This window comes from Armatimonadota bacterium (genome assembly GCA_039679645.1).
In the GTDB taxonomy this organism is placed as follows: Bacteria; Armatimonadota; UBA5829; order UBA5829; family UBA5829; genus UBA5829.
The window spans coordinates 1-26,965 of sequence record JBDKUO010000055.1 but is presented as its reverse complement, the minus strand read 5'-3'; the positions used below and the strand labels follow the sequence as shown (position 1 = coordinate 26,965).

The following is a 26,965-nucleotide window of genomic DNA, read 5'->3' as shown; positions in this document are numbered from 1 at the left end:
GGCGCCGGGGAAGGGAATCTCCGGCGCCCGGTTTATATGATCCAAGGAAACCGACAGTCTCACGAAGAAGAATGATACTGAATACTTACAACTGTCATTCCGAACGACTGTGAGGAGATTATAATGAGATTTGCGGCAAGAGTTTTCTGCCTGATGGCAATAGCGTCCTGCTTATGCGCTTGTGCACAGGCTGATAACTCTTCACAGCCGGTAAATATTGCGCTAGGCTGCCCGGTCACGTTCGATCCGGCACCGAACTACTCTCTCTGTAAAGACCCAGACGACGCCAAGCAGCTCACCGACGGGGTATATCACCCGGATTTCTTGTGGGGTCAGCGCGGCTCTGTGGGATGGCAGGGCGTTTCGCCGGTCCTTATGACGATAGACCTGGGCAAGGTCCAACCTATAGGCGCGATTTCATACAGCACTGCGGCTAATTTTGGAGTAGGCGTCTTCTGGCCTTCGGCGGTAATTGTAGCTGTCAGTGACGATAATATCACCTGGCATTTTGCCGGTGACCTGATGGTCCGCACGAAAACCGATGCCCCGAGCCTGCGCAACGGCTATGTGGCGCACAGGTTCGTCTCCGATGACCCCAAGACCAGAGGCCGCTACGTCAGGCTTGCTGTTGCAAACAAGTCTTATGTTATGGTTGATGAGATAGAGGTCTGCAAAGGGCAAGATGAGTATCTGAACGTGCAGCCGTCCGGCGAAGTGATAGCCGATATCAAAACATTCGCCCAGCAGATGCCGTGCCGTTCGGCAATCAAGAGGAGAGTGGCAGCGGACATACGCGCCGTAAAGGCCGAGCTTGACGCATCAAACATCGCCGCGAGTAAAAAGAGCCGGTATGCCGCCGCGCTCAAGAACATAGCGGACAATATCGATACTCTTCCTGAGCCTGCCCCAGCCGACAAACTCATAATGCCTTATTGCAGCGAGCATGCGCAGGTGTTTGCGGTTTATGGTGCTATTCTGAGTTCACGCGGCCTGCCGCCGCTCTTTGCCTGGAAGAAACCCAGGTATGAGTATGTAGGCCCGTGTGACTGTCCGAAGAGCCCGCCGAAAGATACGGGGCTTTCAATAGACATGATGCGACAGGAAAGGCGTTCGGAGTCCTTTCTGATTACAAATGCTTCAGAAAAGCCCGTATCAGTCAATTTGAGTGTCAAGGGTCTGCACGGCTCGCCAAACCCTGCATGGATCAAGATTTCTTCGGTTCCCTGGACGGATACCGCCGAGTATATTCCCGTGGCCGCGGCGCTGCCTGATGACCATTACACAAAAGGCGGTTATCCGGTAAGTATCCCTGCCGGTATGACCCGGAAGATATGGATTACAGTGGACTCGTCAAAACTGGCTTCCAGCAGGTATAAGGGAATACTTGTGATCGACGGCGCTAGGCGCATAAAGCTGCCGTTTGATCTGAACGTGTCCAGAGTCGCTATGATACAGCCCGGACTATCGGTGTGTATGTGGGACTATACAGACGGCGATAAGGACCGCGGTCTTACTCAGAAAAACATGAGCCAGGCCATAAAGCTTATGCGCGAAGGGTTTGTGGACTCGCCGTGGGGCCAGCCGGTTGTCCTGCCATGGCCCAAGGTGGAAGATTTCGATTCAAACAACAAGCTCAAAGCTGCTTTGTCGTTCGATAATCTGGATAAGTGGGTCAATCGCTGGCACGGGGCAAGCAATTACTTCGTATTCGCATATGTGGGAGACAGTTTTGCCGGAGCTAAGGCCGGTGAGGCCGCATTTGACGCGAGAGTGAGCGAGTGGTCACGCCTGATAGCCGGGCATGTGAAGTCACTCGGGATCAGCCCTAAGCGGTTCGGACTGCATCTGATCGATGAGCCATCATCTGACGCGCAGGCGCAGCTTTTCGTTCAATGGGCGAAGGCGATCAAGTCAGGCGCTCCCGATTTGTGTGTCTTTTCCGACCCATGGTATCCGAATCCAGAGACCGGCGTGCAGCACGATGCCTTTTTGCTTATGGATGTGGTCTGCCCGCAGTTGTGCGAGAAGAATTCTGAGACAACATCATATATGAAATATTATATAACTCGGAGGTCATCCGAACAGGCGCTGTGGTTCTATCGCGCATGGGGACCCACCAGGATCTATGATCCGTACAGGTACTATCGAATGCTGGCGTGGTATGCGTTCAAGTATGGCGCGCAGGGGATAGGTTCGTGGTCGTTCGGCGATATCGGAACATATAATCCCGCGTCAGGCGGCAACTCCTGGAACGAGTTCGGTGTGGATGGGCAGTCTTTCACACCGGTTTTTATTGCATCCGATGATGTTACCGATGGAATACATTGGCAGGCTATGCAGGAAGGTGTGGAAGACTATGCATGTCTGTCGATGCTCAAAGACGCCGCGACAAAGACGAAAAATATGGCTTTGAAGGCTCAGGCAGAAAGAGTGCTTGCCGAAGCTCGCGCACTGCCTACTGATACCAACAGTGGCGACTTCGACTGGCTCGACCGGGTCGACACCGCTTGCGCAGACAAAATCCGTCTGCAGGCTCTCAGACTGCTGGAGAAGATGTTATGAAAAACTTCATGATTGGTCTGGCTATTGTTATAGTGTTGGGCATATTGTGGGCTGCTCTGCAGGCTCTAGAGCCTAAGACCGAAGAAACATCTCAATGCGGTTCTTCCAGTGGAGGGTGAGGCGTCCCGATAGGCGCGGGGCAGGTTGCTCCCGCATTCAACTTTCATAATAAGGGCAAGCCGACTTGGCTGCTGGTTCGATCCGATATAAAACCCGGCGGCAAGGCAATGGATAAGGTATTTACGCAAATGCAGGCCGAATTCGGCAGTAAAATCGAATTTCGCAAGCTCAACTGGGAAGATAAAGCGGGCCAGAGCGCCATAGATAGCCTGTCTTTGGCAAACCCGCCAGCGTCTGTATTGGCGGATTCTAAAGGGCATATAGTCGAGAAGTTTGAAGGCGCGCGTGATGTCGCCACTATGATGATAAAGTTGAGGAAAATAGCCTTAGCCAGCAGGGAGAAAACGAAATAATTACAGAACCGGCCACAAATTCACAGATATTCACATGCAATGATGCTCAGATCAGACTGATAAATGGAGACTGCATCTCGGGTATGCACGACAGCCTGGATGCGGGCAGTGTGGACATTGTCGTGACCTCGCCGCCATATAACCTCGGGATCAACTACAACGGCTATGACGACACACTTTCACGTGAGGACTATCTGTCATGGATGGATGAGTGGGCTGTAGAGATCAAGCGAGTGCTTTCCGATCAGGGATCGCTCTTCCTCAATGTCGGAGGCAAGCCAAAAGATCCGCTGGTACCGTTTCAACTGCTGGAAGTTATGGTCAGGCACTTTACACTCCAAAATGTGATCCACTGGGTAAAGTCGATTGCGATATTAAAGAGTGAGGTCGGCAAATATCCTGGAATTGTGTGCGATGTTGCAGTCGGCCACTTCAAGCCGATATCCTCACAGCGCTTTCTCAATGACTGCCACGAGTATATATTTCATCTTACGAAGCGCGGCGATGTTCCTCTCGATAGACTGGCTGTAGGCGTGCCCTATCAGGATAAGACCAACATAGGCCGTTGGAAGAGTGCGGATAAAGACCTGCGCTGCCGCGGCAACACATGGTTTATCCCATACGAGACTATCCAGAGTCGTGATAAGGAACGTCCGCATCCCGCTACGTTTCCAATCGAGCTTCCGATGCGGTGCATTAGGCTGCACGGCCTTGAACGCGCTCGACTTGTAATGGACCCGTTTCTCGGGATTGGTTCCAGTGCGATTGCCTGCGCCAGACTTGGTGTGCCGTTTATTGGTTTTGAGATCGCCGATGATTACTATACGGAGTCCTGCGAGCGCTTGACAGCGGAGCAGGGCAAGCTTAAGATAATGTCATAAACTGATAAGTTACGGAGCACAACATGATCGTTGCAATGAAGTCCGGCGCCTCAAAGAGTGAGATAGAGGCAGTCGTTGACCGTATATCCACCTACAAACTCAAGCCCAAAAGCATGCCCGGAGGCGAGCGGACTGCTATCGGAATAGCCAGCGCAATTCCGCCCGATCTTCGTGATGCCCTTACAAGTATTCTCGAAAGCATGCCCGGAGTCGATCATGTCACTCAGGTTACGCGCGCATATAAGTGTGCCTCGCGTGAGTTTCACCCAGCGGATACTGTCGTGACGGTTAAGGGCGTGTCCATCGGCTCAAAGGAAGTGATTGTGGCTGCCGGGCCCTGCGCAATCGAAAGCCGTGATCAGCTTATGGCAGCCGCCAAAGCAGTGAAAGAGCACGGCGGTAAAATTCTTCGCGGCGGGGCGTTCAAACCTAGAACCTCGCCGTATGCTTTTCAGGGGCTGGGTCTCGAAGGCCTCAAGTTATTAAAAGAGGCTGGTGAGGCCATGGGCCTGGTCACCGTGACTGAAGTCATGGACCCGCACGATCTCGACGCGATACTCGAGCACGCCGATATTCTCCAGATAGGCGCTCGAAATATGCAGAACTATCCGCTGCTCATTGAAGTTGGTAAGACAAGGCACCCGATTGTGCTCAAGCGTGGCTCCAGCGCGACTATCGACGAGTGGCTCCTGGCGGCGGAGTATATTCTTGCGCAGGGCAACGGAAATGTAATCCTATGCGAGCGCGGCGTGCACCCTCTCGAACGCAATCACACTCGCTATACTCTCGATCTGTCGGCTGTGCCGGTGGTCAAGACACTTTCGCACCTGCCTGTGATCGTCGACCCGTCACACGCATGCGGCAACTGGAAATACGTCTCTGCTATGAGCAAAGCTGCAGTTGCAGCGGGCGCGGACGGTCTGCTGATAGAGATTCACCCCAATCCTTGCGAGGCGCTGTGCGACGGTGCGCAGTCTCTCGATCTTGATGTTTTCTCCAAACTTATGGACGAACTAGGCGCTGTGGCTTCTGCAGTAGGGCGATTTATAGCCTAGATATTGTAATTTGGTGCTCAATATTGTAATCTAGTGCTGTCCAACAAACACAGGAGAATCAGCCAAAGTGAGCTTTTTACCCAAATGCATGGCCACAGCGATTGGCAGTCTGCCGCATGCCGACGCCGATGACGCCATAAATATCATTCTTAATAGTATCCCCGATGCGCCTATGTGGCCTCAGCTTCCCGCCAACGGCATGAACGAGCAGATGGAGATCCAATACTCAGAGGGCCTGCCGGATGTCGTGGTCGACAATGAAAAGCAGAGAATTTACTTCGATACCACTGACGACACCTTCATGGCGCTCGGCGCATTTATGGAGAAGATCGCGATGGACGACGTCGACGCCTTCGCCATAAGCCCGGAATACTCCAAGGGGATATATGCCTTGGAGCAGACGCTGAAGGCATCGGGTTCATCTAGGCCGTTTGTAAAGGTGCAGACAACCGGGCCGCTCAGTTTCGGTCTCACGATTGTAGACCAGGACAAGCGCGCCATCTACTACAACGATGTCTACAAAGACGCCGTCATAAAGGCTCTGGCGATGAAATGCCGCTGGCAGATCCGCAAATTCAAACCCTATGCCGAAAAGGTGATCTGCTTTATAGACGAGCCGATTCTCTCGGCATTCGGGTCATCGACTTATGTAAGCGTGAGCCGTGAAGATGTAATCTCAACTCTCAGCGAGGTGATCGAAGCCGTTCACTCCGAAGGCGCGCTCGCGGGAATCCACTGCTGCGGCAATACCGAGTGGTCGATTCTTATCGACGCCGGGGTCGATATAATCAGCTTCGACGCATTCGACTTCGGCGACACCATTGCTCTCTATGCCGATTCCGTCAAGAAATATCTGGAAGCGGGCAAGTATCTGGCCTGGGGAATAGTGCCTACAAATAGCGAGAAAGTGCGCGGCCAATCGGTCGAGAGTCTCATTGCGAAGTTCAATTCGGCTGTAGATAACCTTGCTGCAAAGAGCGGGCTGGACCGCAATTATATTATCGACCGGGCATTTATTACGCCGTCATGTGGGACAGGCTCGCTGCCCGTTGATGATGCGGAGTTGGTGTTCAGATTGTTAAGTGAGACGAGCAGGACGCTGCAAGGCAGGTAGTTATGGGTTATACAATAGCTGTGACAGGCAAGGGTGGGGTGGGCAAGACAACTATCTCCACCATGATTCTCCAGTGGCTGGTGGCGCACAAAGAGACACCCGTATTAGCCGTGGATGCGGATTCCAATGCCAACCTCAACGAGGCTCTTGGTATCACGTATGAGGCGAGCGTCGGGGGCATACGCGAGGACGCACGGACGACTGCGAGCAAGCTGGCCGGGATAGCCAAGCAGGAATTTCTGGATATGCAGGTGCAGTCGGCTCTGGTGGAGCAGGAGGGCTACGACCTGATTGTGATGGGTCGACCCGAAGGCCCCGGCTGCTACTGTTTCGCTAATAACGTGCTGCGTGATGTCATTCAACGCCTCTCGTCTGGTTACAAGCATATTGTGGTAGACAGCGAAGCCGGATGCGAGCACATCTCACGAAGGACTCTGCTGAAGATAGACTTTCTGGTAATAGTGTCGGACTGCAGCGTGCGGGGTATCCGCACTGCAAAGCGCATTGCAGATCTTACACAGGAGATGGGCACGCCGGTCGCAAATCGTGGTCTGGTGGTCAATCGAGTGCCGGACGGTGTATTGCCGGATAGAGTCAAGGTCGAGGCAGAGGCTACGGGTCTGCCGCTCCTTGAGGTCATTAAGATGGATGATAATGTTGCGGCATTGGATGCTGACGGCTCGGCAGTCGGCAATATACCATCTGATTCGGCCTGCCGAGTGAGTGTAGACAAGCTGATGAGTCAATTGATTTAGTATTCTATATTTTATATTGATTATTATTATCTGAGTGATGACCACGACCAATTTAGGAGAAGCTAATGGCTGTTGAAATAGGGGAATTTACGCGTGCATGCGCGATGGGCGCAGCTTCCATTTCTGATTTTGCCAAGACAAAAACGGCAGTTCTCAAGCTTTCCGCGCAAACGCAAAATGGAATAGCAGATGCTGGGCTTTTACACAAAGCTGCAGCGCTGTTCGATATAGAGACAGATGGCCGGGATGACTGCACCGTCGCATCCGCACTGGCAGGCTTTTTTATGAGCCAGTTTTCCTGGTCAAGCCAGCCGAGCGCTATATTGCACTTGGCCCCGGCGAAGCTCAGACAGCACTGGAAGAGTCTTGGTATAGAGCCCAGCGGGATTGATTCGGTTGTGGTTGAATCTCTGGCTAATACCGGCGATCCGGCCAAGACATGCATGAAGTGCGGCATAGCAGATGGCTGGATAGGTTCACTGATTGCTACTATCGCGTCAGATATCCTGAACGGTTCGCCAAAGCCGTTTGTGGCTCACATCGATCCTGGTAAGAAGATTGAGTGCAAAAGCTTTACCGATTTTATGAAAAACACCGAATTTGGTGGTCCGGGGAATCTTTCCACGGACTTAAGGCTTATTGCAGGGTTCTCTAATGAGTCTATTGCACATATGCTTGGCGGGCGGTTCAGAGCCGGGCTCAAAGTCCTCTCCGATGCAATCACCGACGGTAGAATACGCGGGATCGCTTGTGTGTTTGGATGCAGCCAAGGCGATAATAGCTTGGCCGATATAGCGAATGAGCTTATTAAGCGAAACGTTCTCGTGCTCAATATCGGCTGCTCGGTTGTCGATCTGGCGAAGGCTGGATTGCTGCTGCCGGATGCTGCGGCTGAACGGGCAGGTGAGACACTTGCTGAGATGTGTGAGATGATCGGGATGCCGCCCGTTTTGCAGATGGGCTCTTGTTATGAAAGCGCCCGTATTCTCTTTTTGGCAAACGAACTGCTTGCCTTAGGTGGTCTGGGTGAGGATTTCTCAGATATGCCGGTTGCCGTATACTGCAGCGGAATAGAGGGAAGAAGTGCTGCGATTGCAGGTTGCTATGCAGCAAGCGGCCTGTTCACAGTGACAGGCAAATCTGATCTTTCCACTTTCCGCTTTCCGCTTTCCACCATCGACGACCCGGTTGACGCCATCATCACGCACATCGAGTCCAAACGCGACAACCTGAAAATCAACACTCAGCGCGAGCGCAAATTATTAGATATGAAAGAGCGTAGGGAACTGGTATGAGCAAAGTTATATCCTCCATAGCCATATCCGGCGCACAAAAAGTGGTAGGGGCTGTCGATTCGGCTGTGCGGCAGGTTATCGCCGACAAGGGCAGTAACTGCCCGGTAGGCTTTCCCGACACGGCCTATTATCTGCCGGTTATTTACTCTCTGCTGGGCCATAAAGTCGAAACCCTTGGAGATATGCTGCCTGTTCTGGATGAGTGCAAAAGTTTGCTCGCTCCTCCGCCGTCTGAGAGCGCATGGCTGCCGTATTTCGGCAGCACTCTCGACGCGGGGATGGCGACTCTTTTTGCAGCAGAGATGCTTGAAGCCTGTAAATATCTGATCGGCCCCAGTCCGGTAGATGGAATATGGCTGGGCGCTGCGAGCGATGTAATTATACGTGAGCGCGGGATCGAGTTTGTAGACGGCTCCGCTCCGGGCTTTGCCGCTATTGTCGGGGCTGCACCTGACGTTGAGACGGCAGTTAAGATCGCTCGTGAGCTACAGGAGAAAAATATTTACGTATTTATGGCTGGCGAGACTGGCGGTATCTCCTTCGCTGAGCAGCTTGTCGAGGACGGAGTCGAGGTCGGCTGGGATACCCGCCTTGTCCCCTTCGGCAAGGATGTCTCGGCTGCAGTTTATGCATTAGGATTTGCCAACCGCGCGGCTCTTTCATTTGGCGGGGTCCAGCCCGGTGATTATGCCCGAAATCTCAAATATAACAAAGACCGCATCTTCGCGTTTGTAATGGCATTGGGCGCAGTAGATGAGATCAAATGCGCCGCTGCAGCCGGGGCGCTCAGTTATGGCTTCCCGATAATAGCCGATACTGCCATCCCGCAGATACTGCCTAGTGGAGTCTGCACTTACGAGCACATAGTCTCAAACGTGCCGCTCGATCAGATAGTCGAGAAGGCCCTTGAAGTGCGCGGGTGCAAGATCAAGATTACCAAGGTCCCGATCCCTGTCACTTACGGCGCGGCATTCGAGGGTGAAAGAGTCAGAAAAGAGCAGACCCATGTCGAGTTCGGCGGCAACAGAACGCCTGCCTTCGAGTATGTGACCACAAAAGAGCTTGATGAAGTTCAGGACGGCAAGATAGAAGTTGTCGGCCCGGATGTGGACGACGTAGAGCCGGGCACTGCTCTGCCTCTGGGCATATGGGTCGAAGTGGCCGGCCGCAAGATGCAGCCCGACTTCGAGTCGATCCTTGAGCGCCAGATCCACCATCTGATCAACGGCGCAGAGGGTATCTGGCACATGGGCCAGCGCGACATCATCTGGGTGCGGATCAGCAAGAACGCCAAAGCCAAGGGCTTTACTATCGCCCATTTGGGTGAGATTCTTCATGCCAAGCTCCTGAATGAGTACCCGGCGATTGTGGACAAAGTCCAGGTGACCCTGTTTACTGATAAAGAAGATGTCAAAAAGCGTCTTGCGCAAGCGCGCAGAGTGTATCGAGAGCGCAATTTGCGTGTCGAGTCGATGACTGATGAGACCGTGGACACGTTTTACTCATGCCTGCTCTGTCAGAGCTTTGCTCCCAATCATGTCTGCGTAATTACACCCGAGAGGCTGGGGCTGTGCGGTGCGTATAACTGGCTGGACGGCAAGGCAGCCTATGAGATCGACCCGACCGGTCCGAACCAGCCGCTGGTTAAGGGCGAGTGTCTGGACCCGATTCGCGGTCAGTGGAAAAATATCAACGACTATGTCTATCAAAACTCCAAGCAGACGATCAAGTGCTTCAACGCCTACTCGATGCTCAAGGACCCAATGACAAGCTGCGGGTGTTTCGAGGCAATAGTTGCGATGCTTCCGGAGTGCAACGGCGTCGCGATAGTGAGCCGTGAGTATCCGGGAAATACTCCAATGGGGATGAAGTTCTCCACTCTTGCAGGTATGATCGGTGGAGGTATTCAGACCCCCGGCTTTATAGGCGTAGGCAAGGCGTATATCTCCAGCCGCAAGTTTATCTCATCGGACGGCGGTCATAAACGCATTGTCTGGATGCCCAAAGAGCTCAAAGATTCCATGCGCGAAGAGCTGCTTCACATCGGCGAGCAGATAGGCATACCCGAGTTCATAGATATGATCGCTGACGAGACCGTCGCTATGGATGACGCCTCGATCCGAGCTTATATGGAAAAGGTGAGCCATCCGGCACTGGATATGTGGGATATTACCCAGCCGTCACCCGAAGCTGCCGCATGGGATGCCAAGAAGGCTGCTGCTCCTGTGGCGGAGCGCAAGCCCGTCGAACCTGTTAAAGATGCTCCTGTCAAAACAGCCGTGCCGGTGGGTAAGCCTGCCGCAGCAGTTACCGCCGCGCCTGTTGTAGTATCGGATGCAAAGATGGATGGCGATCTCCTAATTAAGATGGGTGGCGATCTCCGAATCGCCACCCCAAGCCAATCAGCAAAGATAGTAATGCCCGGCAAGTTCAGTGTGCCCGGCGAGAGCGTCAATATGCAGGTTCGCACAGTCACGCTAGGCGGCAGTGGGACTCGGACATCTGCCGTGACTATAGGCGGAGCATCCGCGTTCCCATTTAGGCACTTCGAGGGCGATACCGGCTGCAGGCAGGTCGTCGCGATGGAGGTCTTCGATCAGGTCTCTCCGAAACTGCCCGAGAGCATGCATGAAGCCTACGGCAGCTTACTTGAGAACCCTGCCGAGATGGCGAAATACTGTGTCGAGGAGCTTGGAGCAGAGGCAATCAGCGTAAGGCTCGATGGAACGCATCCCGACAATGGCGATAAGTCACCAGACGAGGCGGCGAAAGTTGTCGAGAGCGTGCTCAAGGCTGTCGGGGTGCCGATCATAGTGACCGGGCCGGGCAATTATGATAAAATGAACGATGTCATGAAGCAGATAGCCGGCGCGTTTGCAGGTGAAAACCTGCTGCTCAACTGGGCGGAGACGGATAACTACAAGACTCTTACCGCCGCCGCTATGGGCTATGGTCATTGCGTGGTCTCCCAAACACCGATTGATGTCAATATGGCCAAGCAGCTCAATATATTGATGACCAATATGGGTATAGCCCCTGAGAAGATCATGATTGATGCTCTTACCGGTGCTATAGGTTATGGCCTTGAGTATACATACTCGGTTATGGAGCGCATACGCACTTCCGCGTTCACCGGTGACGCTATGCTTGCAATGCCTATGCTGGGCACTCCAGGCAGCGAGGTTGCAAAGACAAAGGAGAGCAAGGCTCCCCAGCAGACATTCCCGCTTTGGGGATCGGCTGCCGGGCGCGGCGCTTTGCTTGAGATAGCGACCGCCATGAGCCTGCTCAATGCTGGTGCGGATTTGCTGATTATGTATCATCCGATTGCCGCTAAGACGGTTAAGAATAAGATAGCTGAGATGAATAACATGTAAAGGCTGAGTGCAAAAGATGCAACCGATAGAGATAAAGAAAAACATTTACTGGGTTGGAGCGCTTGACTGGGACATACGCGATTTCCACGGCTATTCCACTCCCCAAGGGACTACGTATAACTCGTATCTGCTCATAGACGATAAAGTCACGCTATTTGATACTGTGAAAAAAGGTCATGGCGGTGCGCTTATCAGCAATATCAAGCGCATAATCGACCCCGCTAAGATAGACTATATAGTCGTCAATCATGTCGAACCGGACCACAGCGGCTCTCTGCCCGAAGTGATGGAGATAGTCAAGCCTGAGAAGATATTCTGCTCGTCCAACGGCAAGAAAGCTCTGCTTGCGCACTATCATCGTGAAGACTGGCCGTATGAAGTGGTTGCTGATGGCCAGACGCTGAGCCTGGGTTCCAAGACAGTGCATTTTCTTGAGACACGCATGCTCCACTGGCCGGACAGCATGTTCTCTTACATCGAGCAGGACAAGCTCCTGATCTCACAGGACGCGTTTGGTGAGCACTGGGCCACCACCGAGCGTTTTGACGATGAAGTGGATCAGTCCAAGCTGATGCATGAGGCCGGCAAGTATTATGCCAATATCCTGCTGCCGTATTCTCCTCTGGTTCAAAAGCTGTTGGCGCGTGTAAGCGAGATGGACCTTGAGATAGATATGATCGCGCCTGACCATGGCGTGATCTGGCGGGCAAACCCCGGCTCTATCATTGAGGCCTGGGATAGATGGAGCAGGCAGGAGACAAAAGCCAAAGCGCTGGTCGTCTATGATACTATGTGGCACAGCACCGAGAGCATGGCTCATGCCGTTGCCGAGGGTCTTGCCGCCGAGGGCATCAGCGTCAAGGCCATGAATATGCAGTTCAGCCACCGCAGCGATGTAGCGACTGAGATGCTTGACGCCAAGGCGATTATATTCGGCTCCGCGACCATCAATAACGGAATGCTGCCTCGAATGGCGGATGTCATAAGCTATGTAAAGGGTCTGCGTCCGGCAAACAAGATAGGCGCTGCATTCGGTTCATACGGCTGGGGCGGCGAAGCAGTGAAGCTCCTAAACACAGCGATGGAAGAGATGAAGTTCGACATAGTCGACCCGGGTATCCGCGTGAACTATGTTCCCACCGATTCCGACATAGCTGGATGCGTAGAACTAGGTCGAAAAGTCGGCAAGGCGATAAAATCGTAGGGGTGAAGCATTTGCCGGTTGCATTCGGTCTGCTTTTCAGATCACGTCGCAAATGCTTCACCTGTATCTTAAGGGTGTATCACAAAACTAAGGTAAAACTCACATGTCATTCCCAGCTTGACTGGGAATCTAGGAATGATTGCTCCGATAAAAGCTGATTGTCTGGATTCCCGCTTTCGCGGGAATGACACAAGCTTGTTTACCATTAATAAGGGAGTCACCTGTAGCTTTAGGGAATAATGCAGTTGAATAAACTCAGAATAGCCAGCTTCAATGCTAACTCAATACGGAACCGTCTGCAGATCATCCTTGATTGGATGCGAGCAAATGAAGCCGATGTCGTATGCGTGCAGGAGACAAAAGTCCGCGACGAGGAGTTTCCGCTTGCTGCGATCACTGATGAAGGCTACAGCGTGGCTTATAGAGGCCAGAAGGGCTTTAACGGCGTCGCAATTATAAGCCGTCATCCGATAGATCAGACTGTCATTGGTACAGGAAACCCTGAGTGGGATGATGAGGCGCGCATCATACGAGCCTGTGTTAAGGGCGTGACGATAGTCAACACATACATACCGCAAGGCACAGCCGTCGATTCACCGAAGTTTGACTATAAACTCGCCTGGATCCAGAATATGCGCCACTACTTCGATGTTTCGTTTACCCCTGATGATCCGATAGTATGGGTAGGCGATTTCAACGTTGCCCGCGAGCCGATCGACGTGTATGATCCAGAGGGTCTGTCCGGCAGCGTATGCTATCATCCTAAGGAGCATGCAGCGCTGGACTACGCGAGGCAGTGGGGGTTCGTGGATGTCTTTCGGAAGCACCATATGGGCGAGCCGAACCAGTTTACTTTCTGGGACTATAGAGTGCCCAACGCACTTAAGCGCAGGATAGGCTGGCGCCTGGACCATATCTGGGCGACCGCGACTCTGGCGGAGAAGTCGATAGACTGCTGGGTGGACAAACAGCCTCGACTGCTTGATAAGCCTTCAGATCACACGTTCATCGCTGCAGATTTTGATATATAGTAGTAGGAGAGCACATTGAAGTTTGTTCGTTTTAAGAGCGCGAAATTCCCGCATGGCACATATGGAGTATTTGCCGATAACGGCAGAATAGAAGTGATAAAAGGCGGCCTGCTCGACCTGATCGAGAGAACAGGCGATGTGTTAGATGAGTCTGAGATAACAGGATATCTCCCGCCAGTGGATCCGCCTAATGTGCTGGCAATAGGCTTGAACTATGCCGAGCACTCGAAAGAGACTAATGATGTCCTGCCATCAGCTCCGCTGCTCTTTATGAAAGCGAGTACTGCAGTAATAGCTCATGGTCAAAACATCGTGCTTCCTCATTCAGCGCCGGATCATGTGGACTATGAAGCCGAGCTGTGCGTCATTATAGGCAAAAGCGCCCGCAACATCTCAGAGTCTGAGGCGCTCGATTACGTCTTCGGCTACACATGCGCCAATGATGTTTCGGCGAGGGATGCGCAGAAGTCTGATGGCCAGTGGGTCCGGGCAAAGAGTTTCGATACATTTGCTCCTATGGGACCATATGTGGTTACCGATATTGATCCAACCGGGCTTAGGGTGATCTCCCGCTTGAACGGGCAGGTCATGCAGGACGGCAATACTGATGATATGATCTTTCCTGTAGCCCAAGTGATCAGCTACTTGAGCCAGTGTATGACGCTTCTTCCAGGGACAGCCATACTTACCGGCACACCGTCAGGGGTAGGCTTTGCGCGCACGCCGCCGGTCTATCTGAAAGCAGGAGATATTTCCGAGATCGAGGTAGAGGGAATCGGCATACTGCGCAATACGGTTGTCCAGGAAAATCGCAAGTATTGAGCCTGGTCGTTCGGGGTGTTCCTGTCCCGTCCTGACATATTTGTCTATCCCCAGTACTTTCTATCCAGACTTCTGTATTGCACCGCTTCGGCAATATGCTCAACTCTAATATCGTCGGAACTGCCGAGGTCGGCGATTGTGCGGGAGAGTTTGAGGATTCTATCATATGCGCGTGCCGACAGATGAAGCTGCTCGATTGCCATCTTGAGCATATTTTCTGCATCAGCATCGAGTTTGCAGTGCTGCTTCATGTGTCGTGGTGTCATCTGCGCATTACAGAATATTTTGGTGCCCGAAAAGCGCTTGTTCTGCACATCTCGCGCAACACGCACTCTTGTGCGTATGCTCGCCGATGATTCTCCCGGTGCTTTGTTCATCAGTTCATTTTGCTTGAGACGAGGAACCTCAATATGTATATCGATCCTGTCGAGCAGCGGACCTGAGATGCGCTGGAGGTATTTCTGGATCATATGCGGGGTGCATGTGCAGTTTTTGAGATGGTCGTTATAGAATCCGCATGGGCAAGGGTTCATGGCAGCCACGAGCATGAAATTCGCTGGATATGTAAGAGAAGCCTGCGCTCTTGCAATAGTGACCTGGCCGTCTTCAAGCGGCTGCCTCATCACTTCCAATACGTCTCGTTTGAACTCCGGGAATTCGTCCAAAAACAGCACTCCCCGGTGCGCCAGACTGACTTCTCCCGGGCGCGGATAGGTCCCTCCGCCGGTAAGCCCGGCATTTGATATCGTATGATGCGGCGAACGAAATGCCCTCCGCGTTATCAGCGCCTCATTTGAGCTTAACAGTCCGCACACGCTGTAGAGTTTTGTTACTTCCAGAGCCTCTTCCATATTCAGAGGGGGCATAATGGTCGGAATACGCCGCGCGAGCATAGTCTTGCCGCTTCCCGGTGGGCCGACCATAAGCATATTATGCCCACCCGCCGCGGCAATTTCGAGCGCGCGTTTTACAGTTTCCTGACCTTTGACATCGCAAAAGTCGACATCATAACTGGGTTCGTCGAGCGCTTCGAAATCTTTAGAATCGAACATAGCAGGGAGCATGTGCTCGGGTTCATTTAGTATCTGGACCACTTCAGTGAGGTTTGTCACCGGGTAGACGTCGATTTCCTGAACAATCGCCGCCTCCTTGACATTATGCGCCGGAACGAGCATTCGCTTGACCTTCATCTCACGGGCGTTCAGGGCAATAGGAAGGACTCCACTGACGTGCCTGACATTTCCGTCGAGGCTCAGTTCTCCGACCACTATGCAGTCTCTTACGGCGTCCAAATCGATCTGTCCACTTGCCGCGAGTATGCCTACAGCAATCGGTAGATCAAATGAAGGTCCTTCTTTTCTGACATCGGCTGGGGCTAAGTTGATCGTGATTCTTCGCGCGGGAAACTCAAGGCCGCAGTTTTTGATGGCCGCGCGCACACGTTCGATAGACTCACGCACGGCGGCGTCCGGCAGTCCGACGATTGTGAAACTTGGCAGGGCAGGGGTTATGTCGACTTCCACCTCCACCAAATAAGCATCGATTCCGTTTACCGCACTCGACATTACCTGCGCAAGCATTGATCGGCTCTCCCTTTATTCCTAAGCGTATTATATCGACGGGTTCTGCAATAGTCAAACAGTTGTGGGTTGCAATCCCGTAGTTGTCGAACGCCCGCCGGTCTGATATAATCGCGTTGATAATCAGGAGAAATGCAAACATGAGAATTCTTGAGACTGATCGCGATCCGGCAGGCGAGATAACCGCTGCGCTCAAACCGGTCGAGTCCGACGCAAACTTGGAATTGGAAAAGACAGTCCGCGAAATTATCGCAGATGTCAGAACGCGTGGTGATCAGGCGCTGATCGATTATGGCAGACAGTTCGACTCGCCGTATCTTGACCATCTTCCAGCTACCTCCGCCGAGTTTGAAGAAGCCTATTCCATCGTCGATCCTAGCCTGCTTGCCGCAATAAAGACGGCAAAGGCAAATATTGAGAAGTTTCACCGCAACCAGGTCCAGAAGTCCTGGATCGAGAGCAGTGAGGCTTTTACATACGGACAGATAGTCCGGCCCATTGAGAAAGTAGGCATATATGCGCCAGCGCGTCTGGCGCCGCTGCCCAGCACGGTCTTGATGACCGCTGTCCCGGCTGTTGTAGCGGGGGTCAAGGAGATATTACTTTGTTCTCCTCCCAGGGAGAACGGCAAAATAGACCCGACAATGCTGGTTGCCGCGCGCGAGTGCGGAGTAGAGAAAGTCTATGCGGTTGGTGGAGCGCCTGCAGCCGCCGCTATGGCCTATGGCACGCAGAGTGTGCCGAAAGTCGATAAGATCGTCGGCCCAGGCAATGCGTTTTTTGTGGAAGCCAAACGCCAGTTGTACGGAAAAGTTGGGATCGACCAACTGGCAGGCCCCAGCGAAATACTAGTGCTGGCCGATGACAGCGCCAACCCGACTTATGTGGCGGCGGATATTTTGTCTCAAGCGGAGCACGCCGAAGACTCACGGTGCGCACTTATTACAAACTCACGTCAACTCGCCGACGCAGTCCTGAAGGAAGTCCGCGCTCAGACTGATTTAGCCTTGCGAAGTGAGCTAATACATAAATCTCTGGATGGTTTCGGCGTGATCGTAATCACTCGTGATATGGACGAGGCTGTCGATCTGGCCAACGAGTTTGCGCCGGAGCACCTCGAGGTCGTGACTCGAAGCCCGTGGGAGACATTAAAGCGCATTAAGAACGCGGGTACAATCCTGCTCGGCGGTTATACGCCCGTGCCTTTGTGCGACTATGCAGCCGGCCCCAACCACACTTTACCAACCGGCGGCACAGCCAGGTTCAGCTCTGCTTTGAGTGTGGACGACTTCATAAAGAAGTCCGGCCTGCTTTCGTATAGCGAGGAAGCTCTATCAGCGATAGCGCCGACGGTCGTAGAGATGGCAAAAGCAGAGGGACTTGACGCGCATGCCAACACAATCCGAATAAGAACCAAGTGAATTTTAGATTTGGGATTTTATATTGAGTATTTTCCTTGAGTCTTGCGGTATTTGTTCAGGGCTATTAGCTCTCCACTCTCCGCTCTCATCTGAATATAAGGAGGCTTTATGGGGGACAGAAAAGCTGACATAGAAAGAAAGACCAAAGAGACGCAGATAAGCGTTTCAATCAATTTGGATGGTACCGGCGAAAGCACTGTCGATACCGGTATCGGTTTTTTTGACCATATGCTTACGCACCTCGCCAAGCACAGCCTTTGCAACCTTGTCGTTAAATGCAAGGGCGATCTTGAAGTCGATGCGCATCACACTGTCGAGGATGTAGGTATATCAATCGGCAAGGCGATTGCGCGCGCAGTCGGCGATAAGGCGGGTATCGTCCGCTACGGTTCATCCGTTGTGCCTATGGACGAGGCTCTGGTGATGACTGCGCTCGACCTGAGTGGACGCGGTGGCCTTGTATACGGCCTTCAGATCGAGAAAGAGATGATTGGCGCGTTCGATTCGGAGCTTACGCCTGAGTTTTTCAAGGCTCTGGTCAATAACGCTGGCATAAATGCTCACATACGCCAGCTCGACGGCTCCAACGCGCATCACATAGTCGAAGCGGCGTTCAAATCGTTCGCACGTGCGCTTCGCGAGGCTCTTTCTGCCGATGATCGTGTTAAGGGCATACCATCGACCAAGGGGATACTGTAGCCGCCGCACCATCAAACCTGAATTGAGGGGCGATATCATTGGGGTTTGACTTTACGAAAAACCAGAAGCTGGCTCTGTTGGCAATTGCGGGCATTGCTGCGATAGGGCTGTCCATATCTCATCTGCGCGGCGCTGTGAGCCGTTCCGGCGATGTCGTCATCACCGAACCGGATCAGGCTGGCTCAGCGAAAGTAATCGCGACAGGCAGCGACTCAACCCATGCCGGTTCCAACTCTAGTCGCAGAGTGATCTTCCAGGTCGCGGGATGTGTCAAAGCGCCGGGGGTCTATTCTCTTCCAAACGGCAGCCGCGTCTATGAAGCTATAAAGGCCGCAGGCGGCGCTAAAGATAATGCCGACATGCAGTCTCTAAACCTTGCCGCAAAGATTGAAGATGCTTCCAAGATAGTTGTCCCGGCTGTCGGTCAGAGTTCCGCATCTCCCATGAGTATGAAGGCGGCTGCCGGAATGGCAGGCTCTGCTCCGGCCAAAAGCTCCGGTTCAAAGTCGAGCAGCGATAAGCTTTCCAGGCCGGGCGAAGGCGTCGTACATATCAACTCAGCAAGCAGCGAAGAGCTTGAGCGGCTGCCCGGTGTTGGTCCGTCAACAGCCCAGAAGATAATTGATTTCAGGACTCAGTCAGGCGGTTTTAAGTCCCCTGAGCAGATGCTTGATGTCAAAGGCATCGGTCCAAAGAAGTGGGAGAAGATGCGAGCGTTTGTTACGCTTTAGTTCAAGGTGATGGTAATTTCACCTGAACTATTCGTGATGAGATCAATGTGTTCGCACACTGTCATTCCGAGCGAAGTCGAGGAATCTGCTTTGCGCTAACGTTTCAAAAGCATGTTTTGAATTCGTGTTAACGTGATTAAGAAAGCGGATGCGTCGCTCTTGTCAGTCTTGGAGTGGTTATGGTATAATTCATTAGTGAAATAGGATTTGAACCAGAAAGCATTTTTCCGAAAGGTGACACAATGAAAGCGGGAATCCATCCGAAATACCAAAAGGCGCAGGTTACATGCGCTTGTGGAAATACATTTGAGACCAGATCGACAGCGGACGAGATCAGAGTAGAAATTTGCTCCGCGTGCCATCCGTTCTTCACGGGCAAGCAAAAGATCATGGATACGGAAGGCCGTGTTGAGAAATTCCTTGCCAAGTATGGCATGAACAAGAAGACGGAAGAGCAATAGCTTTTTACCGATTACAAGTTTTTGGGGAAGCGATCTTGACGACTGCAGCGTCTGTCGTCGGGCGCTTCCTTTGCTTTTGTCTCGGGGAGGCAGGTGCGGTTTTGGCGGATCAAAAGAAAAAAGATTTCCATTACGGCGGCCAGGCTGTTATTGAAGGCGTAATGATGCGCGGGCCGAAGGATTACGGCATAGCCGTCAGGAAAGCCGACGGCGAGATTGTTACGCGCAAGGAAGATGTCGAAGGCATTCTCGGACGTTTCAAGTGGCTCAATAAGCCATTTCTGCGCGGCACTCTTGCGCTGATAGACTCAATGGTCCTTGGGATGAAGGCGCTTATGTTCTCTGCCGATATCGCCATGAAAGATGCCGCTGAAGCGGATGCAGCGGCGGGTGCTAAGTCGGGCAAGCAGGATAAAGCTCTGGCTCATGCCGAAGCCGATCTGGAAGCCGTCGAGAAAAAAGGCGGCAGCGTAAACGATATCGCGCTTAATGCTATGATGTTCGTTGGGCTTGCGCTGGGGCTTGCGATTTTTGTATATGTTCCGATCCTCATTACAAGACCGTTGAATTCACATGTTCACGTAAGATGGGAACTTACTGCCATCGAAGGCCTGGTAAAGATAGCCATATTTGTCGGATATGTTTTCGCCATTTCGTTTATGAAAGATATCCGGCGAGTGTTTCAGTATCATGGTGCCGAACACAAGACGATCAACGCCTACGAGTCCGGCGTCGATCTGACAGTCGATAATGTAAAGCGATACAGCAAAGTACATGTGCGCTGCGGGACCAGCTTTATATTTGTCGTGCTGATCACGAATATAATTGTCTACGCGCTGGTCGCTGACCAACTCCCGCACGGCAGTCTTACCGAGCACAATATAATCAGTACATTTATACGATGGGCTTATCATATTGCGCTGCTGCCATTTGTTGCGGGAATTGCCTATGAGGTCGGGGTCAGGTTCGCAGGAAATCACAAGGATGCATTCTTTACGAAGATGCTTATATTCCCCGGTCTGCTGATGCAGGGGATTACTACTCGCGAGCCCGAGCCTGATATGATCGAAGTGGCAATAAAGTCACTGGAGAGCGTGTTCGAAAGAGAAGCCGAGCACAAGGAAGAGGAAGTCGAAGTTGTTCGAGAAACTAGCTGATGTAGAAGACAGATACGCTGCTCTTGAGGAGCGACTTGCGGACCCGGAGATAGTTCAGGATCCGAAGGAGTATCACCAGGTCGCCAAAGCTCATGCGGACCTAGCCGGGATCGTAGCGAAGTGGCGTGAATATAAGCATATTCAAAATCAGCTTGCGAACACAGAAGAGATGCTTCACGATAAGCTCGACCCTGAACTTCGAGAACTTGCTCAGATCGAACTTGGCGAGCTTAAGGAGAAGATGCCCACAATTGAGCAGGAATTACGCCTTATGCTCCTGCCGAAGGACCCTAATGACGATAAGGACGTGATAGTCGAAATTAGAGCCGGCACAGGCGGTGAAGAGGCGGCCTTGTTTGCAGGCGACCTCCTTAGGATGTATACGCGCTATGCCGAGCGTCAGGGCTGGCGGGCAGAGCTGATGAGCGCTGAAGAGACAGGTATCGGCGGCTATAGGCAGGCCACGCTTGAGATCAAGGGCAAGGGCGCATACAGCAGGCTCAAGTTCGAGGGTGGGGTGCACCGCGTGCAGAGAGTCCCGGCTACCGAGTCGAGCGGACGCATTCATACTTCCGCCGCCACAGTGAGCGTGCTCCCAGAGGCTGAAGACATAGATGTTCAAGTCAATGATGATGACCTCGAGATAGATACCTATCGCTCTGCGGGCGCCGGCGGTCAGAACGTCCAGAAGAACGAGACGGCTATCCGTATTACTCATAAACCGACGGGTATAGTCGTGACATGCCAGGACGAGCGCTCCCAGCTTCAGAACAGGCTGCGCGCTATGTCGATATTGCGCGCCAAACTTCTTGATATGGAGCAGCAGGCTCAGCGCGAGGAGATTGACTCCGCGAGGCGGTTGATGGTTCGTTCCGGCGACAGGAGCGAGAAGAGCCGCACATATAACTACCCTCAAAACCGGATTACCGACCATCGGATCGATCACACGATCTACAACCTGCCTGCCTTTATGGACGGCGAGATTGACGATATGATAGACCGGCTCATTGCTGTCGACCAGGCTGATAAGCTGCAGTCTGTAAGCTGAGTGGAGAGTGGAGAGCGCAGAGTTTAAAGCGGGTCCACTCACTCTCGTGGGGGAGAATGCGCTCTATTGTCCATTCATGATATCCTGAAATATTCTGTCGAGCGTTTGGGGCAAGCAGGAGTAGACACTCCGCTGCTCGATTCCCAATTACTTATGGCAAAAGCTCTCGGCTGCACAAGGCTCGATGTAATCGCACATCCTGAACGTGAACTCTCCGACACTGAGCATAACACATTTCATAACCTGATTGAAAAGCGTGCCTCCCGATATCCTCTTGCCTACATCCTCGGCCATAAAGAGTTTTATGGCTTGGAGATCGAAGTCTCTCCGGGTGTGCTGATTCCAAGACCCGAAACGGAGACATTAGTAGACTTCTCAGTTTCGCATTTTCGCTCTTCCGCGTTTGCGCGATTAAATATAGCCGACATAGGCACAGGCAGCGGAGCCATAGCAATCGCAATTGCAGCAAATATTCCAGGCGCAATTCTATACGCGACCGAGATTTCATCTGACGCCCTGAAGGTGGCAAGGCGCAATATAGAGAACCATCAATTGTCGGATAGAGTCATTCTGATCGAAGGCGATCTTGTGGAGCCGCTTAAAAGTCTTGGCGTCCAGTTCGATGCAATAGTCTCTAATCCGCCGTATATACCCAGCGCCGATATTGAAACGCTGGAGCCTGAAGTTGCCGTATATGAGCCAAGGGCTGCTCTCGACGGCGGCTCGGACGGTCTTGACGCCTACCGCGATCTGCTTCCCAATTCGCTGGGTCTCTTGAAAGAGAATGGCTTTATAGCAGTGGAAGTCGGTATTGGTGAAGCTCAGTTGGTAGAGGAGATTGCAATGTCCGCGGGTTATTGCGAGACGCAAATCATCAAAGATCTTTCCGGCATAGATAGGGTTGTAATTGCTGTAAAATAGTGATTACTTTAGCCCCCTCTCCTGGGGGAGAGGGACGGGGTGAGGGCGCTACGTATGGCACAAGGATCAGGTCCGGAGTCAATAGAACGCGCTAGGCAGTTGAGGAGACAGCAGACACCTATTGAAGCGCTTTTGTGGAAGCACCTGCGCGCAGGCCAGTTGGCAGGATATAAGTTTCGTCGCCAACATCCTATTGGCAAGTTTATTGCTGATTTTTGTTGCGAAGAAGCCTGTCTGATTGTTGAGGTTGATGGCGATACACATGCTCAAAACGAAGCATATGATGCAAATCGAACCGCAGTAATTAAGAGCTTGGGATATAGAATCATACGGTTTACGAACAGGGAAGTTCTTGGAAATATTAACAACGTGCTTGAGTTTATATTAAAAGAATGTAATAGTTACGGGAGGTAGCGCCCTCACCCTAACCCTCTCCTCCGGGAGAGGGAACTGGTTGTGTGTTCAATACAGTGAAAGTTTTACAGGTTGATGCAAAAAAACCGGACACTGCAGCAATAAAGACGGCTGCGGACGCAATAAGACGCGGAGAACTGGTCATATTCCCGACCGAGACTGTCTACGGCCTTGCCGCTGATGCACTCAACGAGGATGCTGTGAGAAAAATCTTTCAGGCAAAGGGCAGGGCTGAGACACATCCGCTTCCAGTGCAAGTGGCAGGAATAGAACAACTGAGTATGGTGGCCTTGGAAGTCTCGGAGAAAGCAAAACGTCTTGCGGCCGGATATTGGCCTGGTCCGCTTACAATAGTGATAAAGAAAAACGAATCCGTATCGGACCTGGTAAGCGGCGGGCTGGACACAGTCGGCGTGAGGGTTCCGGATCACCCTGTCGCTCTTGCGCTGCTTAATGAGCTTGGCACGCCGATAGTAGCCACAAGCGCTAATCTATCGGGTAAAGAGCCGCCAAAGAGCGCCGGGCAGGCGATTGAGCAGATAGGAGACAAAGTCTCGGTGGTTTTGGACTCGGGAGAATGCAAGATAGGTGTGGCATCTACGGTCTTGGATGTCAGTGTCGATCCGCCAAAGGTTCTGCGTCTTGGGACTATTGACCGTGAGCAGATAAAGCAGGTTATGATGAACAAAAAGACATACAGAGCGGCCCAGTGGAAGGTAAAATCGCGCTCTGAGATGAAAGATATAGTCGAGCAGGCGAAGAGCGAGGGCAAGAAAGTCGTTTTCACAAACGGCTGCTTCGATATTCTTCATATCGGGCATGTAAGGTATCTACAGGATGCCCGTGCACTGGGTAATATACTTGTGGTCGGAGTAAATGCCGATGAGACCGTGCGCAAACTCAAGGGCGATGGGAGACCGGTAGTGCCGCAGTCGGAGCGAGTCGAGGTGCTTGCAGCTCTCGAATGCGTAGACTATGTGACCGTATTCGATGAAGACACACCGATTGAGCTGATTGCGGCTATAAAGCCCGATATTCACGTCAAGGGCGGCGATTATAGACCTGAGGATCTGCCTGAGACTGAAGTTATGCGCAAAATTGGCGGGCTTGTCCGGGTGATCCCGTATTCAGGCACGAACACAGAGGGGCACTCCACAACGCATCTGATAGAAAAGGTAACAGGTAACAGGCAATAACCTGTTGCTTGTCTCATAACGAGGGTAGCATGATAGTTTCATACGTTCTTATAATAGGTGTTATGCTTGTTCTGGTTGTCGGAGGGATCGCGCTTATCGCGATGGGCAATGCGCATATTCTGCCGTCATTGGTCCCTTTGGCGCCATTACTGGTTGCTGTCGGCTCGGTTTTACTTATATTGGCCGAGTGCCTCCTGGTTTTCGGTAATAAAGAGGACCGCCGCGGAGCTGTTCGTGACTTTGGCTATCTCTTCCCAACGCTGCTCATAAGCCTTTGCTTGTGGTGGCTCGCGCAGCATTTTTTATGGTAGGTTTAGACTAACGCTTCTTAACCACATTCTTCGACTTGCCATTCAAGAAGCTCTCTATATTATCAACCGTGGTGTCGATAATCCTCTGCTCTGCCTCTACTGAGTAGAACGCCACATGCGGCGTGATTATCACATTGTCTCGATGCAGGAGGGCATAGCTGTGGACTATAGCGCGCAGTTTTTCTACAGGCAGCGTATCCGATAGCAATTGCGCTTCTTCTTTAATAGACTCCTCTCCTTCGAGCACGTCCAGCCCGGCTGCAGAGAGTATACCTCCATCCAGCGCTTTCACAAGAGCCTCTGTTTCAACTACTGCCCCGCGCGATGTATTTATGAGGATTGCGCCTCGCTTGATCTTGCCGATATTGTCTTTGTTTATAAGGTGATATGTGTCTTTTATGAGAGGAACGTGGAGGGTGATGATATCACTTTCGGCCAGTAGATTATCCAGCGACGTATATTCAAAACCAAGCACCTCAGACAGGATTGGCTGTGGAAACGCGTCATATGCCACCACTCGCATACCGAACCCTCGTCCGATCCTGATGCTGTGCAGACCGATAGCCCCGGCTCCGATGACTCCCAGTGTTTTACCATACAGATCAAAGCCTCGCAGCCCTTCTATGTTAAAGTCCAACTGATTTGCGCGCATTACGGCCGTCTTCATTTTCCTGGTGAGACCAAGTATCAGCGCGAAAGCGTGTTCGGCGACGGTATTCTCGCCGTATCTTGGGACGTTGCAGACCGTGATCCCGCGTTTGTCACACTCTCGAATATCAACATGATCAAAACCGGTGGATCTGGTCGCTATGAGCTTGAGGTTAGGCAGTTTATCCAGGATTGCCTTGTCGATTTTTGAGTATATGAATACCGATATAACGTCGGCATCGGCAGCCTCCTGCACATTCGACTCATCGAGTATCTTGTTGATCATCTTTGTCTGATGAGGCGCAAGAGAGCTGTCGGCTAGATATTCGCGAACCCAGTCTTCAACTTCAAAAAACACAATCTTCGTATCAGGCAATTAATCCACCTCCAGCATTAGATTTCTACTACTTGTAACAATATCCCTTCTCGCTTCATTGCAGATAATGGCGGGATTAGGACGTATGAGGCGCGCCTCTTATCAGCCACTGTATAGTCCTCTTAAATAGCATGCAAAATATTTAACAGTCTATACTTGACATTCATATGCCTGCATGCTAAATTGCAAACAATACTGAATGACATGAAAATTGCGATTTGGAATTAGCGAGGGTAATCGGATGACAAGGATTTGTTTGGGCGTAGTTCTTGCAGTTTTACTCTTATTATTGCCGGTCGCGTTATTCGCATCGGTTGAACAGTCACAAACGACCGGCTGCGTTTGTAACGCTATTGCACAGCCGAACGGCACAATTGTCAATCTGTCTGCCGTCTTCGTTGACAATGTGATTGGGGATTATGCATTTGTTCGAGATATTTTTAGCACAAGTCCTCCCTGTATCTTACCTGTCTATCTCAAGACATTCATCGTGAAAAATGGCTGGACGCTGAATATCACGGGTAAGATGGCGACAGTCGGCTCTTACCGCGTGCTTGTGGCGCGGCAAATATCAGTCTACACAGATGTCGACGGCAAAGAATTCTGTGTGCCTTTCCCATTTCGAGCAGAAGATAAATGGCCGTATATAAAAGATGCTGAGACCGCGGTCTCGACAGCGGACGCCGACCCGACACTGCCCCCGGTCCCCGAATCTGAGCCGGTAGAGTCGGAGCCGCTTGCCGCATCACCTGGAACAGTCGCATATGTGAAGCTGAACAGCGGCGAAGTGGATTTGACGGGCAAGTTGGTAACGGCAGTCTATTATGTTAACGGTTCGGTCTCGTTTTTCTATATTCAGGAGCCTGTCACCGGCGGCAATGGAATCAAAGTCGTGCCGCAGGTATCGGTTCCGCTCGAACCTGGAAATATCGTCACTATCGACGGCAGTCTGATAAGCGGTGAATCGTCCGGCGAGGCGTATATATACGCCGCCAGTGTCAAGTGCACGGGTTCGATGAAACGCCCGGGACCGGCAGGGATGATAAGTCGATCTGCTGCGGGCGGCGAGTTCGGTGAGCAGCCTGCACTCTATATGCATACATCAGACCAGACCGCATCCGGCGGTCTGAATCCCGTCGGCACGCGCGTGAGAGTGTGGGGAAGTGTAACCAATACCACGACAGAAAACGGTCATGCTGCTTGCTGGATAGATGACGGCTCGGGACTTACGACCGCATCGAATACCGGCTTGAAGGTCGTCTACTGGAACCCGAATGACGCACCGAGCGGTCAAACATACATACAAGGAGGCAATTGCGATAGACGTTATTTTGAGCGCATTTTATGCCGACAGCTGATTTCATAAGTAGCCTTGAATGTCTCAGAGTTCAAAAGCGAGCAACAAACTGGCACATCCGGCAGTATTTCAGCCT

General features: G+C 52.1%; 25 protein-coding genes. 23 read left to right on the top strand and 2 right to left on the bottom strand.

From position 1 onward, the window contains the following. Nucleotides 1-123: 123 nt before the first annotated feature. The 12 genes from ABFD83_11320 to ABFD83_11265 all read left to right on the top strand — a co-directional run bounded on the left by ABFD83_11320 (nt 124) and on the right by ABFD83_11265 (nt 14,569). Nucleotides 124-2,562, top strand: a complete 2,439-nt coding sequence (locus ABFD83_11320; GenBank protein ID MEN6357659.1) for a discoidin domain-containing protein — start codon at nt 124-126, stop codon at nt 2,560-2,562. Further along, on the top strand, nt 2,559-2,681 hold the full coding sequence (locus tag ABFD83_11315) for a hypothetical protein (protein MEN6357658.1): 123 nt from the start codon (nt 2,559-2,561) through the stop codon (nt 2,679-2,681). The genes ABFD83_11320 and ABFD83_11315 overlap by 4 nt, the downstream gene beginning before the upstream one ends. A gap of 108 nt (nt 2,682-2,789) precedes the next feature. After that, a complete protein-coding gene (locus tag ABFD83_11310; GenBank protein MEN6357657.1) occupies nt 2,790-3,035 on the top strand; it encodes a hypothetical protein in 246 nt (81 codons plus the stop codon). Nucleotides 3,036-3,118: 83 nt separating this feature from the next. Then, nucleotides 3,119-3,916 carry a site-specific DNA-methyltransferase gene (locus ABFD83_11305; protein MEN6357656.1) on the top strand — a complete coding sequence of 266 codons (798 nt, stop codon included), beginning with the start codon at nt 3,119-3,121 and terminating at the stop codon, nt 3,914-3,916. Nucleotides 3,917-3,939: 23 nt separating this feature from the next. Then, nucleotides 3,940-4,971 (top strand): 3-deoxy-7-phosphoheptulonate synthase, encoded by a 1,032-nt coding sequence (gene aroF, locus ABFD83_11300; protein MEN6357655.1) that lies wholly within the window; start codon nt 3,940-3,942, stop codon nt 4,969-4,971. Nucleotides 4,972-5,038: 67 nt separating this feature from the next. Further along, nucleotides 5,039-6,085, top strand: a complete 1,047-nt coding sequence (locus ABFD83_11295; GenBank protein ID MEN6357654.1) for a methionine synthase — start codon at nt 5,039-5,041, stop codon at nt 6,083-6,085. Between the two features lie 2 nt (nt 6,086-6,087). Then, entirely contained in the window at nt 6,088-6,840 is a 753-nt protein-coding gene (locus ABFD83_11290; protein ID MEN6357653.1) for an AAA family ATPase, read from the top strand. 65 nt (nt 6,841-6,905) lie between these two features. Further along, nucleotides 6,906-8,135, top strand: a complete 1,230-nt coding sequence (locus ABFD83_11285; protein ID MEN6357652.1) for a hypothetical protein — start codon at nt 6,906-6,908, stop codon at nt 8,133-8,135. Beyond that, on the top strand, nt 8,132-11,512 hold the full coding sequence (acsB, locus tag ABFD83_11280; GenBank protein MEN6357651.1) for an acetyl-CoA decarbonylase/synthase complex subunit alpha/beta: 3,381 nt from the start codon (nt 8,132-8,134) through the stop codon (nt 11,510-11,512). The genes ABFD83_11285 and acsB overlap by 4 nt, the downstream gene beginning before the upstream one ends. A 16-nt stretch (nt 11,513-11,528) precedes the next feature. After that, nucleotides 11,529-12,716, top strand: a complete 1,188-nt coding sequence (locus tag ABFD83_11275; GenBank protein MEN6357650.1) for a flavodoxin domain-containing protein — start codon at nt 11,529-11,531, stop codon at nt 12,714-12,716. Between the two features lie 239 nt (nt 12,717-12,955). Beyond that, complete coding sequence (gene xth / locus ABFD83_11270) at nt 12,956-13,747, top strand: exodeoxyribonuclease III (protein MEN6357649.1); 792 nt, start codon at nt 12,956-12,958, stop codon at nt 13,745-13,747. 15 nt (nt 13,748-13,762) lie between these two features. After that, complete coding sequence (locus tag ABFD83_11265; GenBank protein MEN6357648.1) at nt 13,763-14,569, top strand: fumarylacetoacetate hydrolase family protein; 807 nt, start codon at nt 13,763-13,765, stop codon at nt 14,567-14,569. Nucleotides 14,570-14,613: 44 nt separating this feature from the next. On the opposite strand, the gene ABFD83_11260 is transcribed toward ABFD83_11265, so the two are convergent. Next, nucleotides 14,614-16,149, bottom strand: coding sequence for a YifB family Mg chelatase-like AAA ATPase (locus ABFD83_11260; protein ID MEN6357647.1), 1,536 nt, complete (start codon nt 16,147-16,149; stop codon nt 14,614-14,616). A gap of 140 nt (nt 16,150-16,289) precedes the next feature. On the opposite strand from ABFD83_11260, the gene hisD reads away from it, so the two are divergent. From hisD to ABFD83_11210, 10 genes are all read left to right on the top strand, one after another. Then, entirely contained in the window at nt 16,290-17,570 is a 1,281-nt protein-coding gene (gene hisD, locus ABFD83_11255; protein MEN6357646.1) for a histidinol dehydrogenase, read from the top strand. A 108-nt stretch (nt 17,571-17,678) separates the two neighbouring features. Next, complete coding sequence (gene hisB, locus ABFD83_11250; protein MEN6357645.1) at nt 17,679-18,269, top strand: imidazoleglycerol-phosphate dehydratase HisB; 591 nt, start codon at nt 17,679-17,681, stop codon at nt 18,267-18,269. Between the two features lie 38 nt (nt 18,270-18,307). Next, the gene (locus tag ABFD83_11245; GenBank protein ID MEN6357644.1) at nt 18,308-19,000 is read left to right on the top strand and encodes a ComEA family DNA-binding protein; all 693 of its coding nucleotides are present in this window, start codon (nt 18,308-18,310) and stop codon (nt 18,998-19,000) included. Between the two features lie 242 nt (nt 19,001-19,242). Next, complete coding sequence (gene rpmE / locus ABFD83_11240; protein ID MEN6357643.1) at nt 19,243-19,461, top strand: 50S ribosomal protein L31; 219 nt, start codon at nt 19,243-19,245, stop codon at nt 19,459-19,461. A gap of 101 nt (nt 19,462-19,562) precedes the next feature. Continuing rightward, nucleotides 19,563-20,618 carry a DUF1385 domain-containing protein gene (locus tag ABFD83_11235; protein MEN6357642.1) on the top strand — a complete coding sequence of 352 codons (1,056 nt, stop codon included), beginning with the start codon at nt 19,563-19,565 and terminating at the stop codon, nt 20,616-20,618. Then, nucleotides 20,599-21,666 (top strand): peptide chain release factor 1, encoded by a 1,068-nt coding sequence (gene prfA / locus ABFD83_11230; GenBank protein ID MEN6357641.1) that lies wholly within the window; start codon nt 20,599-20,601, stop codon nt 21,664-21,666. Before ABFD83_11235 ends, prfA begins: the two co-directional genes overlap by 20 nt. Nucleotides 21,667-21,732: 66 nt before the next feature. Then, a complete protein-coding gene (gene prmC / locus ABFD83_11225; protein ID MEN6357640.1) occupies nt 21,733-22,587 on the top strand; it encodes a peptide chain release factor N(5)-glutamine methyltransferase in 855 nt (284 codons plus the stop codon). Nucleotides 22,588-22,641: 54 nt separating this feature from the next. Continuing rightward, entirely contained in the window at nt 22,642-23,001 is a 360-nt protein-coding gene (locus ABFD83_11220) for an endonuclease domain-containing protein (protein MEN6357639.1), read from the top strand. 44 nt (nt 23,002-23,045) lie between these two features. Further along, a complete protein-coding gene (locus tag ABFD83_11215) occupies nt 23,046-24,197 on the top strand; it encodes an L-threonylcarbamoyladenylate synthase (protein ID MEN6357638.1) in 1,152 nt (383 codons plus the stop codon). Between the two features lie 29 nt (nt 24,198-24,226). Beyond that, nucleotides 24,227-24,508 carry a hypothetical protein gene (locus ABFD83_11210; GenBank protein MEN6357637.1) on the top strand — a complete coding sequence of 94 codons (282 nt, stop codon included), beginning with the start codon at nt 24,227-24,229 and terminating at the stop codon, nt 24,506-24,508. A 7-nt stretch (nt 24,509-24,515) separates the two neighbouring features. On the opposite strand, the gene ABFD83_11205 is transcribed toward ABFD83_11210, so the two are convergent. Then, on the bottom strand, nt 24,516-25,532 hold the full coding sequence (locus ABFD83_11205; GenBank protein ID MEN6357636.1) for a hydroxyacid dehydrogenase: 1,017 nt from the start codon (nt 25,530-25,532) through the stop codon (nt 24,516-24,518). A gap of 241 nt (nt 25,533-25,773) precedes the next feature. On the opposite strand from ABFD83_11205, the gene ABFD83_11200 reads away from it, so the two are divergent. Continuing rightward, nucleotides 25,774-26,898, top strand: coding sequence for a hypothetical protein (locus tag ABFD83_11200; GenBank protein ID MEN6357635.1), 1,125 nt, complete (start codon nt 25,774-25,776; stop codon nt 26,896-26,898). Nucleotides 26,899-26,965: the final 67 nt, after the last annotated feature.

Excerpts from the sequence above, each read along its gene's own strand:
- rpmE (MEN6357643.1), top strand. The coding sequence starts at position 19,243 with ATGAAAGCGGGAATCCATCCGAAATACCAAAAGGCGCAGGTTACATGC.
- acsB (MEN6357651.1), top strand. The coding sequence starts at position 8,132 with ATGAGCAAAGTTATATCCTCCATAGCCATATCCGGCGCACAAAAAGTG.
- ABFD83_11290 (MEN6357653.1), top strand. The coding sequence starts at position 6,088 with ATGGGTTATACAATAGCTGTGACAGGCAAGGGTGGGGTGGGCAAGACA.
- ABFD83_11285 (MEN6357652.1), top strand. The coding sequence starts at position 6,906 with ATGGCTGTTGAAATAGGGGAATTTACGCGTGCATGCGCGATGGGCGCA.
- ABFD83_11210 (MEN6357637.1), top strand. The coding sequence starts at position 24,227 with ATGATAGTTTCATACGTTCTTATAATAGGTGTTATGCTTGTTCTGGTT.
- aroF (MEN6357655.1), top strand. The coding sequence starts at position 3,940 with ATGATCGTTGCAATGAAGTCCGGCGCCTCAAAGAGTGAGATAGAGGCA.
- ABFD83_11305 (MEN6357656.1), top strand. The coding sequence starts at position 3,119 with ATGCACGACAGCCTGGATGCGGGCAGTGTGGACATTGTCGTGACCTCG.
- ABFD83_11320 (MEN6357659.1), top strand. The coding sequence starts at position 124 with ATGAGATTTGCGGCAAGAGTTTTCTGCCTGATGGCAATAGCGTCCTGC.
- ABFD83_11200 (MEN6357635.1), top strand. The coding sequence starts at position 25,774 with ATGACAAGGATTTGTTTGGGCGTAGTTCTTGCAGTTTTACTCTTATTA.
- hisB (MEN6357645.1), top strand. The coding sequence starts at position 17,679 with ATGGGGGACAGAAAAGCTGACATAGAAAGAAAGACCAAAGAGACGCAG.
- ABFD83_11275 (MEN6357650.1), top strand. The coding sequence starts at position 11,529 with ATGCAACCGATAGAGATAAAGAAAAACATTTACTGGGTTGGAGCGCTT.
- hisD (MEN6357646.1), top strand. The coding sequence starts at position 16,290 with ATGAGAATTCTTGAGACTGATCGCGATCCGGCAGGCGAGATAACCGCT.
- ABFD83_11260 (MEN6357647.1), bottom strand. The coding sequence starts at position 16,149 with ATGCTTGCGCAGGTAATGTCGAGTGCGGTAAACGGAATCGATGCTTAT.
- ABFD83_11315 (MEN6357658.1), top strand. The coding sequence starts at position 2,559 with ATGAAAAACTTCATGATTGGTCTGGCTATTGTTATAGTGTTGGGCATA.
- ABFD83_11220 (MEN6357639.1), top strand. The coding sequence starts at position 22,642 with ATGGCACAAGGATCAGGTCCGGAGTCAATAGAACGCGCTAGGCAGTTG.
- xth (MEN6357649.1), top strand. The coding sequence starts at position 12,956 with ATGCAGTTGAATAAACTCAGAATAGCCAGCTTCAATGCTAACTCAATA.
- ABFD83_11310 (MEN6357657.1), top strand. The coding sequence starts at position 2,790 with ATGGATAAGGTATTTACGCAAATGCAGGCCGAATTCGGCAGTAAAATC.